The sequence below is a fragment of the Stutzerimonas chloritidismutans genome (assembly GCF_051486945.1).
Taxonomy (GTDB): Bacteria; Pseudomonadota; Gammaproteobacteria; order Pseudomonadales; family Pseudomonadaceae; genus Stutzerimonas; species Stutzerimonas chloritidismutans_B.
On the sequence record NZ_JAHVDX010000001.1, the window covers coordinates 1,371,907 to 1,384,669 of the forward strand.

General features: G+C 64.3%; 13 protein-coding genes. 4 read left to right on the forward strand and 9 right to left on the reverse strand.

The window, feature by feature from the left end:
* Window positions 1-213 precede the first annotated feature (213 nt).
* Entirely contained in the window at window positions 214-2,394 is a 2,181-nt protein-coding gene (locus tag KXR72_RS06255) for a glycoside hydrolase family 5 protein (protein WP_437420212.1), read from the forward strand.
* A 74-nt stretch (window positions 2,395-2,468) separates the two neighbouring features.
* Here KXR72_RS06255 and KXR72_RS06260 read toward each other — a convergent pair whose 3' ends face one another.
* On the reverse strand, window positions 2,469-2,840 hold the full coding sequence (locus tag KXR72_RS06260) for a transcriptional regulator (RefSeq protein ID WP_437420213.1): 372 nt from the start codon (window positions 2,838-2,840) through the stop codon (window positions 2,469-2,471).
* Between the two features lie 151 nt (window positions 2,841-2,991).
* On the opposite strand from KXR72_RS06260, the gene KXR72_RS06265 reads away from it, so the two are divergent.
* Window positions 2,992-3,303, forward strand: a complete 312-nt coding sequence (locus tag KXR72_RS06265; RefSeq protein WP_437420214.1) for a hypothetical protein — start codon at window positions 2,992-2,994, stop codon at window positions 3,301-3,303.
* 44 nt (window positions 3,304-3,347) lie between these two features.
* Here the strand turns inward: KXR72_RS06265 and KXR72_RS06270 are convergent, their stop codons facing one another.
* Together KXR72_RS06270 and KXR72_RS06275 are read right to left on the reverse strand one after the other, a co-directional pair.
* Complete coding sequence (locus KXR72_RS06270; protein ID WP_437420215.1) at window positions 3,348-4,694, reverse strand: DEAD/DEAH box helicase; 1,347 nt, start codon at window positions 4,692-4,694, stop codon at window positions 3,348-3,350.
* Between the two features lie 96 nt (window positions 4,695-4,790).
* Window positions 4,791-5,126 carry a 3-phosphoglycerate kinase gene (locus KXR72_RS06275; protein WP_437420216.1) on the reverse strand — a complete coding sequence of 112 codons (336 nt, stop codon included), beginning with the start codon at window positions 5,124-5,126 and terminating at the stop codon, window positions 4,791-4,793.
* A 63-nt stretch (window positions 5,127-5,189) separates the two neighbouring features.
* Between KXR72_RS06275 and KXR72_RS06280 the strand changes: the two genes are divergently transcribed.
* Window positions 5,190-6,134, forward strand: a complete 945-nt coding sequence (locus KXR72_RS06280) for a LysR family transcriptional regulator (RefSeq protein ID WP_437420217.1) — start codon at window positions 5,190-5,192, stop codon at window positions 6,132-6,134.
* The gene (locus KXR72_RS06285; protein ID WP_437420218.1) at window positions 6,131-6,682 is read left to right on the forward strand and encodes a peptidylprolyl isomerase; all 552 of its coding nucleotides are present in this window, start codon (window positions 6,131-6,133) and stop codon (window positions 6,680-6,682) included. The genes KXR72_RS06280 and KXR72_RS06285 overlap by 4 nt, the downstream gene beginning before the upstream one ends.
* A 10-nt stretch (window positions 6,683-6,692) precedes the next feature.
* Here KXR72_RS06285 and KXR72_RS06290 read toward each other — a convergent pair whose 3' ends face one another.
* The 6 genes from KXR72_RS06290 to KXR72_RS06315 all read right to left on the reverse strand — a co-directional run bounded on the left by KXR72_RS06290 (window position 6,693) and on the right by KXR72_RS06315 (window position 12,753).
* Window positions 6,693-7,589 (reverse strand): CHAD domain-containing protein, encoded by an 897-nt coding sequence (locus KXR72_RS06290; RefSeq protein ID WP_437420219.1) that lies wholly within the window; start codon window positions 7,587-7,589, stop codon window positions 6,693-6,695.
* Between the two features lie 51 nt (window positions 7,590-7,640).
* Entirely contained in the window at window positions 7,641-8,906 is a 1,266-nt protein-coding gene (locus tag KXR72_RS06295) for an Hsp70 family protein (protein ID WP_437420220.1), read from the reverse strand.
* 327 nt (window positions 8,907-9,233) lie between these two features.
* On the reverse strand, window positions 9,234-10,577 hold the full coding sequence (locus KXR72_RS06300; protein ID WP_437420221.1) for a spinster family MFS transporter: 1,344 nt from the start codon (window positions 10,575-10,577) through the stop codon (window positions 9,234-9,236).
* Between the two features lie 122 nt (window positions 10,578-10,699).
* Window positions 10,700-11,482 (reverse strand): hydroxypyruvate isomerase family protein, encoded by a 783-nt coding sequence (locus KXR72_RS06305; protein WP_437420222.1) that lies wholly within the window; start codon window positions 11,480-11,482, stop codon window positions 10,700-10,702.
* Window positions 11,479-12,366: an NAD(P)-dependent oxidoreductase gene (locus KXR72_RS06310; RefSeq protein ID WP_437420223.1), complete on the reverse strand. Its 888-nt coding sequence runs from the start codon at window positions 12,364-12,366 to the stop codon at window positions 11,479-11,481. Before KXR72_RS06310 ends, KXR72_RS06305 begins: the two co-directional genes overlap by 4 nt.
* A gap of 63 nt (window positions 12,367-12,429) precedes the next feature.
* The gene (locus KXR72_RS06315) at window positions 12,430-12,753 is read right to left on the reverse strand and encodes a protealysin inhibitor emfourin (RefSeq protein WP_437420224.1); all 324 of its coding nucleotides are present in this window, start codon (window positions 12,751-12,753) and stop codon (window positions 12,430-12,432) included.
* Window positions 12,754-12,763 lie beyond the last annotated feature (10 nt).

A 12,763-nucleotide genomic window follows, 5' to 3' on the forward strand; every position in this document is an offset into this window, starting at 1 on the left:
CTCATCCTTTGATTTTCTGGCGCCAAAGATTCTTCAAAAAATAATATTCACCCGATATAAAGCCTATGCACGTGGCTTCACCAGCCCTAAAAGGCCGTCACGTGTTCGGGTGGCGTCATGGGTCGGTGCTTCGTTCGTTGCATGGGTCTCTGGATGCTTCCGCACTTTTTAAAGGGCAACGCCCTTTGCCGTATTAAGTACTGGAGTTCTTACATGTCCCTTTGCAACGCCGTTTCCGGCGCTCCGCGACTCGCCCTGAGCGTCGCACTGCTCGGCGCGATCGCCGGGCTCACCCTTCTGCCGGCCTCGGCGGATGCAGCCACCACGGCGCCATCGAGTGCCGCCACTGCGATTGCGACCGCTCAGCTCAATAACTTCACCAGTAGTGACTGGCTACTCGGCACCTGGCGCAAATCGGCCGGTTTCTCCATCCCGGCCAGCGCCGCGAACAAGGCTGCCTTCACCAAGGGCGCACAAGTACGACTGGCTAATGGCCAGGTTCGTACCATTCTTGCGGTGTACCAGTCTGGCGCGCACATGAGCGCCATGCTTTCCGGAGCGATCCTCGACGCGGCGACCACGGGCTACCCGCGATCGGTCTCTGCGCTTTCGAGCACTGCCGCGCAGCCGGCGCCAAACACCAGCGCGAGCACGGGCACGAGCGGGGCGACCCACAGCAGCGTCATCAACAATTACACCAACACCGACTGGCTCAATGGCGTTTGGCGCAAGTCGGCCGGGTTTTCGATTCCGGCTAACAGCGCCAACAGCGCTGCATTCAAGCCTGGCGCGTCGGTCAAGCTGGCCGACGGTCAGGTCCGCAGCATCACGGCTGTCTACAGTTCTGGCAGCAACATGAGCGTGATGCTTTCGGGCAGTTCGCTGAGCGGGTCGCTCGGTTATCCGAACAAGCTGTACGCCGCGTCGAGCACATCGACGCCCACTTCAGGCGGTTCGACATCGACGCCCCCCTCGACCTCGCCTTCGACACCCACTACCCCCTCGTCGGGCTCCACGCCGACCTCACCCAGCTCGGGTACAGGCACCTCGACGCCAGGCACCTCAGCCTCAGGCACGTCGGGCAGCGGCACCGTGGCGCCGTCCACGTCGCTGACGGTCGCGCTGAACTCCTTCAATGGCGGTGACTTTTCGTTTGGCATCTACGTGCGCTCGCCCGGCATCTCGGTGAAGGATACCGACGCCAACCGGGCGGCCTTCCATAAAGGGGCCAAGGTGCGTTTCGCCGACGGGCAAATCCGCACCGTCACCCTGTATTACCGCTTCGGCGGCAACATGACCGTGCTTCTCGACGGCAGCGCGCTGAACGGCAGCAAGGTGGGCTTTCCGCGGACGGTTTCGGTTAGCAGCACCGGCTTCAACCAGACGACGCCTGCAGGCAACACCAGCCAGGGCGGCACGGCCGCGCCTGCAAACCCGATCAACCTGGTCGGCATCAACCTCGCCGGTGCGGAGTTCAGTTCCGGGTCGCTACCCGGCGTCTACCTGAAGCACTACACCTACCCAGGCGAGGCCGATTTCAAGCGCTACGCCGGCCTCAACCTCAAGCTGGTCCGTCTACCGTTCCGCTGGGAGCGCCTCCAGCCGAAGCTGAACCAGCCGCTCAACGCTACCGAGCTGGGCCGCCTCAAGGCGACCCTCGACCTCGCCAACAAACATGGCATGCAAGTCATCCTCGACATGCATAACTACTACCGCTACTACGGCAAGCTGATCGCGACGTCCGAGGTGCCGATCGCCGCGTTCGCTGACAGCTGGAAGCGCATCGCGAGCCAGGTGCTCAACCACCCGGCGGTGTACGGTTACGGCCTGATGAACGAGCCACATTCGACCAATGGGAAATGGCCCGCCGCGGCGCTCGCGGCGGCCAAGGCGATCCGCACGGTGGATGCGAAGCGCTGGATTTTCGTCGCCGGTGATCGCTGGTCGAGCGCTTACCATTGGCCGTCCTACAACATCCAACTGATCAGCGATGCCTGGATGCGTAACCCCGCCAACAACCTGGTTTACGAAGCGCACCTGTACCTGGACAGCGATTATTCTGGCACCTATGCCAACGCCAAGGCCGTCTATGACCCGATGGAAGGCGTAAAGCGGGCCAAGCCGTTCGTCGAGTGGCTGAACAAGTACAAGCTGCGCGGCTTTATCGGCGAGCATGGCGTGCCGGATTTCTCGCCCTCGGCAGTGGTCGCAATGGACAATCTGCTGAAGTATCTGGGCCAGCAATGCATCCCGAGCACCTACTGGGCCGCCGGGCCTTGGTGGGGTGAGTACGCACTGTCGCTGGACGTAAAGAGCGGCAAGGCCCGCCCGCAATTGCCGGTGTTGCAAAAGCACTCCGCGAACAAGAGCTGCGGCACCATCGGCCTGTACTGAACGTTCCTGAGCCCGCCTACTCGGCGGGCCTAAGGATCGAGGGAAAGGTCGGTCCCTTCGGGACGGCGCGCGGGTCAGCCCGCGATGCCGTCGAAGACCTCCGGCACCATCGCCGCCTCGCCCTTGTCATCCAATCGCCGACGCCCATCGGCGCTGCCATCACCCTCGAGCAGGGCGAGCAGACGCTGGCCGCGTTCGGTCAGGATGAAGTTTTCTCCGTTACCACCCTGCTCCTCGGGGCGCGCCACCATGAATCCACCCTCGAACAGCACGCTTTCGTAGTTCTGCGCCTCGGCCTTGAGCGAATCGAGATTGGGCATGGGTTTGCCGGCGTCTTCCATGGCCAGGGCATGCTCATCGGCATACTGGCGCGGCCGGAAGTGTTCGTTGCCGGGTTTTTGCACCTCGCGCAGCAGGCGCAGCATCAGGTCCCAGTCGTAGGTCATGTCCGTTCTCCTGTTGCGCCGCTAGGAACGGCGGCCTTGCTATTCGGACCTTGTCCGGCGCGCCATGGTTCGATCCGTGGCAGGCCACGAAGGCTGAACTAAAGCGCCGCAACCGCGATCCACCAGATAGATGTCAATGAGGAGCGCGCCTATGAAACGCCTGATGATTCCCCTCGCGCTGGCCGTGCTGGCCAGCCAGCCGGTTCTGGCAGACGAACAGCTCGACGAACAGTGCACACCCGACGTGATCGAAGCGAAAGCCAGAGAGCTTGCGGAGCGGGTAAATGCGCTAACAAAAAGCAACCCGGAGCGCGCCGCCGAGATCAACGAGGAGCTGCGCGACATGGAAGTCAAGCAGACCGCCGAGCAGCTGGGTAGCGAATGCGAAGCCTACGAAAAGCGCATGGAGCACGTGCGCGAGGCAGAGAAAGAAGCCGATATCGCACCGGCTAAAAAAGGCTGACGAGCAAGGTTAACCGGAGCGGGGGCACCGCTCCGGTCAGCCTGTCAGGATTCTGCTGGCTTCTTGCGCTTGAGCGGCGCCAGGCCATCACCGCTTACTACCGATGAGGCCGGTGCCTCGCGCTTTCCAGTTGCGGGCCGCTTGCCAGCAGGCTTGGACGCCTTCTTGCCTTTCTTTTCAGCCGCTTTCTTCTTGTCGTCCTTTTTCTTCTTGGTGCCGGCCGCCTTGCCGGACGCCTTCAGGTTCTTCGGGCCCATGTAGCTGCCCTTCAAGCCCTTGACGACCCGATGTTCGAAACGCTGCTTGAGGTAGCGCTCGATGCTCGACATCAGGTTCCAGTCGTTGTGGCAGATCAGCGAAATCGCCAAGCCTTCCGCGCCGGCACGGCCTGTACGACCGATACGGTGCACATACTCGTCGCCCGATCGCGGCATATCGAAGTTGATGACCAGGTCCAGCCCTTCGATGTCCAGACCGCGCGCCGCCACGTCGGTCGCGACCAGCACCTTGACGCCGCCCTCCTTGACTCGATCGATGGCCTGCTTGCGATCCTTCTGGTCTTTGTCGCCATGCAGCACGTAGGCCTTGACGCCTTCGGCCACCAGACGGCCATACAGGCGGTCGGCTTGGGCCCGCGTGTTGGTGAAGACCACCGCCTTCTTGTAAGTCTCGTTGGCGAGCAGCCAGTGGACGAGCTTCTCCTTGTGCTCGATGTCTTCGGCCGTAATGATCTGCTGCCGCGTGCTCTCGTTGAGCTCGCTGATACGGTTGAGCTGTAGGTGCAGCGGATCGGTGAGTACCTTGGCGGTCATTTCACGCAACGCCGCCCCGCCGGTGGTAGCCGATAACAGCAGCGTCTGCTGGCGTTTTCCGCATTCGCCCACCAGGCGCTGCACATCCTCGGCGAAACCCATGTCGAGCATGCGGTCGGCTTCATCGAGCACCAGAACCTCGACGTCAGCGAGGATCAGGTTGCCGGCGTTCAGGTGTTCGATCAGCCGGCCCGGTGTGCCGATGAGCACGTCCGGCACCTTGCGCAGCAGTGCGGCCTGCACCTTGAAATCCTCACCGCCGGTGACGATCGCCGATTTGATGAAGGTGAACTGCGAAAACCGCTCGACTTCCTTGAGCGTCTGCTGCGCCAGCTCACGCGTCGGGAGCAGGATCAGCGCGCGCACATCGACGCGGGGCTGCGCATCGCCAATCAGGCGGTTAAGCATCGGCAGCACGAACGCAGCCGTCTTGCCGCTGCCGGTCTGCGCCGTCACGCGCAGGTCGCGGCCCTCGAGCGCGGGCGGGATGGCAGCGACCTGCACGGGGGTTGGCTCGACGAACTTGAGTTCGGCGACAGCCTTGAGCAGGCGTTCGTGCAGGGCGAATTGGTCAAACAAAGGTCACACCTCAAGGCAGATCGAAAAAACGGCGCATAGAGTAACCCGTCCGATGCGCTCACGGCGGCTTTGTTCAGCGCCGGCCCGCCCTCATGATCACTGCGCTTCTTCTTCGCAGGTCAGCTTGATGCGCAGGCGGATCACGTCACGCGTGAACTTGACGGTCAGTGGTCGGGTTTCGCCGGAACCGACGGCAACGCGTCGGGTACGCGGCGCTTCGGGGCCGTTACGAAAGACCGCCGTGCAGGTGACCGGGCGCTGGCCGAAATTCTGCAGCGTCAGCCCGCCCATGTCCCGGTCGATGGTTTCGGTGCGCGCTAGCACTTCGGTGCCGTTGAGTTCCTGCTCCAGATCCACCGGGTAGCTGACGGCAAAGGCGCTCGGTGGGATGATGGCGAGCGCAACGAGCGCCGCCAGGCCGATTATTTTCATTGTGTGTGGCTCCTCGAATGGGCGATTGCAGCCTACCAGACCGACGCGACAGGAAAGAATCCGATGAAAGCACCCAGGGTGACCCTGGACCAGTGGCGAACCCTGCAAGCGGTGATCGACCACGGCGGCTTCGCCCAAGCCGCCGAAATGCTGAACCGCTCGCAATCGTCCGTGAGCTACACCGTGGCCCGCATGCAGGAGCAGCTGGGCATTCCGCTGCTGCGCATCGACGGGCGCAAGGCCGTACTGACCGAGGCCGGCGAAGTGCTCCTGCGCCGGTCCCGGCAACTGGTCATGCAAGCCGGCCAGCTCGAAGACCTTGCCCATCACATGGAGCAGGGTTGGGAGGCCGAAGTGCGGCTGGTGGTGGACGCCGCCTACCCCAACACGAAGTTGATTCGCGCGCTCACCGAGTTCATGCCACAGAGTCGTGGCTGCCGGGTGCGCCTGCGCGAAGAGGTGCTCTCAGGCGTCGAAGATGTACTACGCGACGGCACCGCCGACCTGGCGATCAGTGCGCTGGACATCATCGGGTACCTCGGCAGCGGGCTTAGCACCGTGGAGTTCGTCGCGGTGGCGCACACCGAGCATGCTCTGCATAAGCTTCAGCGCAAACTGAGCGTCCAGGACCTGCAGACCCAGATGCAGATCGTGGTTCGCGATTCAGGCCAGCGGCAACCGCGCGACAGCGGCTGGCTGGGCGCTGAACACCGCTGGACGGTCGGCAGCCTGGCCACCTCGGTCGGCTTCGTCAGCAGCGGGCTGGGTTTCGCCTGGTTGCCACGCCACATGATCGGCCGCGAACTGGCCGAGGGCATTCTTAAACCGTTGCCGCTGATCCAGGGCGGTGTGCGCCGGCCGATGTTCTACCTCTACACCAATCACAACAAACCGCTCGGCCCAGCCACGCAGATTCTCATCGACCTGATCAAGACGTACGATGCGCAGACGCTACCGGCCGCCCCCGGGTCGGGCAACGCTCACTCCACCATTAGGAACGCACCATGAAGAGAATTCTGCTCGCTGCCTGTTCACTGCTGCTCGCCGGCCACCTCATGGCGGCGGACAACCCGCACGTACTGCTAACCACCACCATGGGCGAGATCGAAGTCGAGCTGGAAGCCGAAAAGGCGCCCATCAGCGTGAAGAACTTCCTGCAGTATGTGGAGAGCGGGTTCTACGACAACACCGTTTTTCACCGCGTCATCCCCGGCTTCATGATCCAGGGCGGTGGTTTCGGCGAAGGGCTGAACCAGAAGCCCACGCGCGACCCGATCAAGAACGAGGCGGACAACGGCCTGCACAACGTACGCGGCACCCTGGCGATGGCGCGCACCCAGCGCGTCGACTCGGCTACCGCTCAGTTCTTCATCAACCATCGCGACAATGACTTCCTCGATCACGGCAGCCGTGATTTCGGCTACGCCGTGTTCGGCAAGGTGGTACGCGGCATGGACGTGGTCGACCAGATTGCCCAGGTGCCGACCGGCAACCGCAGCATGATGCAGAACGTCCCGCTAACGCCGGTGAAGATCGTTTCCGCCAAGAAGCTTTAAGCCCCGCCCTTCAGCGCTGCGCGTCGTCCCAATAGCGACGCCAGCGCGCCACCAGTTCGTTCGGGGCGTCGAAATAGAGCTCGCGGCCCCGTTTCAATGCCTCGCTCTGCAACGCACTGCGCCGCTGGGCGATCAGCGCATCCAGCCGCTCGCGATCCGCCGCCTCGCCGAAAAGCGCAGGCTGGTCCTTCATTAACTGCTGCATCACTGCCAGATCGTGGTCATCACCCAACCGGTCGGCCAGGGCTTTGAGCGTGTCGCTGCGCATGTGCATCAACTTCGGCCAGCTCGGCGAGAGCAGCCGCGTCTGATACCAATGATCCTTGACGCGCTTGCGCCATTCATGGAGCTGCTCGTCGCTCAGGTCCTGACGCACCCGTGCCAGTTCTTCGCAGCCGTCTGCATAGGTGCGTTTGACCCCCGCGGCGAACAGGTCGAAGCCGTCGCCAGCGAGCTTCCATTTTTCGCTGCGTTCGCGAAGGGCGCGTAGCTCGTCGATCACCGCATCGAGTTGCGCGTCCAGGCCGCTGGCTCGGCTTTCGCCGCGCCGGGCACGCGCTTCGAGACTCTGGCGAACCTTGGTGAACGGAGCCTTGGCCAGCGGGTCGGGGAATTGCTCCGCCAGCAGGTCCCAGCTTTCCAGCATGGCAGCGGCATCGCGTGACTCGGCCAGCCGCCGCCCCAAGTCGCGCAGCAAGGTGTTCTCCCGCTTGAACGCGCCGCGCAGCGGTTTGCGCACCAACCGCAGCAGGGCGCGCAGTTCCTTGAAACGCTTGCGCGCCTGATGGATACCTTCGGCCCGCTCGGCCTCCGGGACACTCAATGAGTCGATGGCATTATCGATGCCTTGCTGGGCAACCTTGCGCACCTCGGCGGCCGGGTCAGCCGTTCGCAGCTTGTAGCTCATGGACACTCCTCTGGGGCCCGCCAGCCTGCCGCAGCCTAGGCGACTGGCGAATCAACCGTAGCGCTTGCGCGCCTCGATCGCCAGGCCGGACCCGATGCTGCCGAAACGGTTGCCCTCGACATGACGAGCGCCCGGCAACAGCGTGGCGACGCTCTGGCGCAACGCCGGAATGGCGCTCGAACCGCCGGTGAAGAACAGGGTGTCGATGTCGTTCTCGCCGAGGCCGGCACTGGCCAGCAATTGACCGATGTTGGCGCGAATTCGTTCGAGCAGCGGCTCGATGGCCGCCTCGAAGCCGCGACGCGTCAGCGATGCCTGCAGCCCCGCCTCGATGCGAGCGAAATCGATCAGGTAGCGGTCATGGTCGGTAAGGTCGATCTTGGCCTGCTCGACCTGCATCGCCAGCCAGTGCCCGGCGCGCTGCTCGATGAGACCAAACAGGCGGTCGATGCCGGTCGGGTCCTGGATGTCGTAGCGCATGCTCTGCAACGCCCGCAGCGATGCCGGCGCGTAGACGGCGTTAATGGTGTGCCAGGTGGCGAGGTTGAGGTGCGTGCTGGTGGGCATCGGTGCGTCACTCTTCATTCGGCTGCCGTAGCCGAACAAAGGCATCACGCCCTGCAGGCTGAGCTGCTTGTCGAAGTCCGTCCCGCCGATATGCACACCCGAGGTCGCCAGGATATCGGCCTCACGGTCGTCAAGCCTGCGCCGTTCCGGTGACAGCCTGACCAGCGAGAAATCCGAGGTGCCGCCGCCGATGTCGACGATCAGTACGCGCTCCTCGCGCTCGATGCGCGACTCGTAGTCGAACGCCGCGGCGATGGGCTCGTACTGGAACGACACCTCTTTGAACCCGATCACGCGCGCGGCGGCCGCCAGGGTGTCGGCGGCTTCCTGGTCGGCCTGGGCATCGTCGTCGACGAAGAACACTGGGCGGCCCAGCACGACGTGCTCGAACGATCGCCCGGCCTGCGCTTCGGCGCGCTGTTTGAGCGTGCCGAGGAACAGTCCGAGGATGTCCTTGAACGGCATGGCGCTGCCCAGCACGGTGGTTTCGCTCTTGAGCAGCTTGGAACCCAGCAGGCTCTTGAGCGAGCGCATCAGCCGGCCTTCATAGCCTTCCAGGTATTCGGCCAGGGCCTGGCGGCCATAAACGGGGCGGCGCTCCTCCAGGTTGAAGAAGACCACCGAAGGCAGGGTGTGCTGGTCGTCTTCCAGCACCAGAAGCGGGTCGGTGTCGGGGCGCCACCAGCCGACCGTGGAGTTGGACGTGCCGAAGTCGATGCCGCAGGCGCGGGCGGGAGAAGCGTTTGGCATGAGGGCTCAGGGGACAGGAAAAACGGCCGCGCAGTGTAAAGGAGGTCGCGGGTAGATGCAGGACGGGTTGCCGAATGGGCTCCTGCGTGTCTCACAGCCGGGTCGTCCCGCCGATGGACGCCGTGTTCATCAAGACCCGTCGCGGGTTGGCCTATCCGCCTTCATCTCGGGGCCCACCGGCGTCATCACCACGGCGAGGAACGCGTTACAAGCCTCCCCTGCCCCGCCGATACGCTGGCCGCCTCCCTGCGGCTCGCCCCATTGCGTCATGATCAGGCTCGCTCCCTCCGTAACGAGCAGCCACTGCGCTGCCCGCTGGCTAAGCGATCAAGCCGGCGCCGCCTCCCCCACCGCAGCGCGCCCCATGTCGTCTGTCATGCGCTTCGAATCGAGGCCGAAGGTTCTCGAGGCCTGAAACAGGAACACCATCGTCAGCAGCAACGACACCGGAATCAGGTACATCGCGCCATGCAGCCCTTCGGCGCGGAATGGCTCGGCCATCTCCGTTGCGCCTGCGGCAAACATGGCCGCCTGAGCGAAATGGTCCGACAGCAGGCCCACCACCACCGTGCCCATGCCGCCGCCGAGCAGGTAGAGGCCGGCGAAGAACAGCGCCATGGCGGTCGCGCGCAGCCGCGGCTCGACTACGTCCTGGATCGCTGTGTAGACGCAGGTGTAGAAGTTGTAGGAAAACAGCCAACCGATGCTGAACACCGCCACGAACACGCCCGTCTCGATGCGCCCGGCCAGCAATGCGTAGCCGGTGGCGAGCGTAGCGATAGCCATGCTCGCGGCTGCGAAGATCAGGCGGCCGCGGGCGAAGCGTTGGTGAATCTTGTCAGCCACCCAGCCGCCAAAGGTCAGACCGACCAGCCCGGTCAGACCGACGATCACCCCTGTAGCGACCGACGCGTCGACCAGCGACACGCCGTGGTAACGCATCAGCAGCGGCACCATGAAGGCGTTGCAGGCATAGGTCGCGAAGTTGAACGCCAACCCCGCCAGCACCAGCCACCAGAACGTCCGGATCGCCAGTACTTTGCGAATCGGCTGCTCGATAGGCGCCTCTGACACCTTCACCGTTTCCGCGGCGCCACGGCGTGGCTCCCGGACGAGAAAAATGAAGATAGCCAGCACCAACCCTGGCACCGCGGCGATAAAGAACGGTGCCCGCCAGCTGCCGAACGCCTGGACCATCGAGCCGATCGTGAAGAAGGCCAACAGCAAACCCAAGGGAAGGCCAAGCATGAAAATGCCCATCGCCCGTGCACGCTTGTGCGCGGGGAAGAGGTCGCCGATCAGGGAGTTGGCGGCGGGCGCATAGCTGGCCTCGCCGATGCCGATACCCATGCGCACCAGCAGAAAGCTCCAGAAATTCCAGGCCAGGCCGTTCACTGCGGTCAAGCCGCTCCACACGGTCAGGCCCCAACCCATGATCTTGCGCCGCGAGCCGAGGTCGGCCATCCGCCCGAGAGGAACCCCGGCGATGGCGTAGACGATGGTAAACGCGGTGCCGATCAGCCCCAGCTGGAAGTCGTTAAGGCTCCACTCCAGGCGGATAGGCTCGGCGATGATCGCCGGAATGGTGCGATCGAAAAAGTTGAACAGATTGGCGAGAAACAGCAGGAACAGGACGCGCCAGGCATTGGGCGCTTGATTGGATGGCTGCATGGCGTCGCTCTCGGCTTATTGTTATACCCGGCCGCAGTGGGCCGGTCTTCGAGAAACTCTAGAGCGCTATCGGTTGCCTGTCTGTGAACATCAGTGCCGCTGATGCTGCGCAATGCAGCGTGTCAGAAGGCGCGCCACCTCGCCATCCAACCAAGCTCAGCCGTGGTGTCCTGGCCGGCTGGTCGATACTCGGCGCCGAGCCAGCCGTCGTAGCCGGCGCGCTTGAGTGCATCGACCAGCGGCTCGAAGGCCAGCTCGCCACGGCCTGGCGCGCCTCGTCCGGGACAGTCGGCAAACTGCACGTGGCCGATACGAGCGCCCAATCGCCCGATGCCCTCGGCGATGTCCAGGCCTTGGCGGGCCATGTGATAGAGGTCCAGCTGCGCCAGGCAGTTGGGGTGGTCGACGCGGCCCAGGAGCTCGCCGAGGTCAGCCGGCGTGTTGATCAGGAACCCCGGCATGTCCAGCGGGTTGATCGCCTCGCAGACCACACGAATGCCAAGCAGCCCAAAGGCCTCTGCGCTGGTCTTCAGGTTCGCCACCAAGGTTTCCATTGCCTGCTCATGCGTGACGCCCTCAGCCAGCCGCCCGGGCAGGACATTGACGCAATGAGGGCGGGTCATGGCCGCGTAAGTCAGTGCCTCCTGCAGCGCGGCGTCGAATGCGGCCTGGCGCGACGGGACCGCCGCAAGTCCCGGTCCACCGTCCATGAGGTCACCGGCCGGCAGGTTGATCAGCACCAGCGGCAAATCGGCCCGTTCGAGCAGCTCCTTCAGACGAATCGCCGGCAGCGCGTAGGGAAACTGGATTTCGACGCCGTCGAAGCCGGCCATCCGCGCGGCCATGACGCGCTCGGGCAAGGGCAGCTCGTTGAACAATAAGGACAGGTTGGCAGCGAGTTTCATGGACGTGGCTCCCGGAACAGGTTGACCAGCGTGGCAGGGTCTTTTTCCAGATATCCCTGGCTGCCGTGCAGGCGCATCAGTTGCGCAGCAAGGCCGGTGACCGGCGTGGCACTGCCCGTCTCCCGAGCGAGCTGCACGGCAGTGTCGAGGTCTTTCACCAGCGTGCGCACATGCCATTTCACCGGCTCGAACGCACTGTTGGCCATCTGGGGGGCAAGAAACTGCAGCGGTCGGGAATCGGCAAAGCCACCGGCCAGCGCCGGCGCGATCAGGCTGGCATCGACGCCGGAGCGCTCGGCCAGCGCCACCACCTCGGCGATCACAACGGCATTGCAGGCGACGATCATCTGGTTGCAGGCCTTGGTGACCTGGCCTGCACCCAACTCGCCCATGCGGGTCAGCCTTTGGCCGAGGCTCATCAACACGGGACGTGCCCGCTCGATGTCCTCGACACGCCCGCCCGCCATGATCGCCAGGCTGCCGGCCTCGGCGCCGGCGGTGCCGCCCGAGACGGGCGCATCGACCCAACGCATGCCGCTACGCGTCTCAAGTTCGGCGGCCATTGAGCGGGTCGCGGCCGGCTCCAGGCTGGAGTGGTCGACCAGCAACTGGCCGGACCGGGCCCCTTCGACGATGCCGTCGGGCCCGAACACCACATCGCGCACCACGGCCGTGTCGGCCAGGCACAGCAAAACGATATCGGCCTCGGCACAAAGCTCTGCCGGCGTCTTGACCTGGCGGGCACCGGCTTCGACGAGCGACCTGCACTTGTCGGGCGACCGGTTCCACACCGTCAATGGGTAGCCGGCGGCGAGCAAGCGGCGGCACATGGGGGCGCCCATCAGGCCGATACCGGCAAAGGCGATCGAAGGCAGCTCGGACATGACATCTCCTCGTTCGGGGCCGTCGATTCTAGCGCCCTCGCTGCGCGCCAGGCCACGTGATGCTCAGCGCAGTTCGCCCTTGTCCCAGAGCCGCACCAACTCGCCTGGGGCCTGCTCCTCGGGGATCCGCAGGACTATTTCGCCGTCCTCCGTTTCGCGCCGGTAGTGCAGCTCGACCTGGTAGTACCGACGGTCCGCCCCACTGTCGGCGCCGGAATCCAGAGGCAGGCAGCCCTCGAGGACACTGCAGATCTGCCCGCGCTGCTGTTCGTCGCACTCGGCGAAGGCAATCTCACGGGGTCGGCTCAGCGCCTGCATCGGCGCGAAGCCGCCTTGGCGTGACAGGCGGATTCGGGTCTCGCGACCCAGCTCGGGTAGCTGTTTCATGCAAACCTCC

Coding starts and splice junctions, on each gene's coding strand:
- KXR72_RS06290 (WP_437420219.1), bottom strand. CDS start 7,589: ATGAGCTACAAGCTGCGAACGGCTGACCCGGCCGCCGAGGTGCGCAAG.
- KXR72_RS06315 (WP_437420224.1), bottom strand. CDS start 12,753: ATGAAACAGCTACCCGAGCTGGGTCGCGAGACCCGAATCCGCCTGTCA.
- KXR72_RS06285 (WP_437420218.1), top strand. CDS start 6,131: ATGAAGAGAATTCTGCTCGCTGCCTGTTCACTGCTGCTCGCCGGCCAC.
- KXR72_RS06305 (WP_437420222.1), bottom strand. CDS start 11,482: ATGAAACTCGCTGCCAACCTGTCCTTATTGTTCAACGAGCTGCCCTTG.
- KXR72_RS06280 (WP_437420217.1), top strand. CDS start 5,190: ATGAAAGCACCCAGGGTGACCCTGGACCAGTGGCGAACCCTGCAAGCG.
- KXR72_RS06260 (WP_437420213.1), bottom strand. CDS start 2,840: ATGACCTACGACTGGGACCTGATGCTGCGCCTGCTGCGCGAGGTGCAA.
- KXR72_RS06265 (WP_437420214.1), top strand. CDS start 2,992: ATGAAACGCCTGATGATTCCCCTCGCGCTGGCCGTGCTGGCCAGCCAG.
- KXR72_RS06310 (WP_437420223.1), bottom strand. CDS start 12,366: ATGTCCGAGCTGCCTTCGATCGCCTTTGCCGGTATCGGCCTGATGGGC.
- KXR72_RS06300 (WP_437420221.1), bottom strand. CDS start 10,577: ATGCAGCCATCCAATCAAGCGCCCAATGCCTGGCGCGTCCTGTTCCTG.
- KXR72_RS06255 (WP_437420212.1), top strand. CDS start 214: ATGTCCCTTTGCAACGCCGTTTCCGGCGCTCCGCGACTCGCCCTGAGC.
- KXR72_RS06275 (WP_437420216.1), bottom strand. CDS start 5,126: ATGAAAATAATCGGCCTGGCGGCGCTCGTTGCGCTCGCCATCATCCCA.
- KXR72_RS06295 (WP_437420220.1), bottom strand. CDS start 8,906: ATGCCAAACGCTTCTCCCGCCCGCGCCTGCGGCATCGACTTCGGCACG.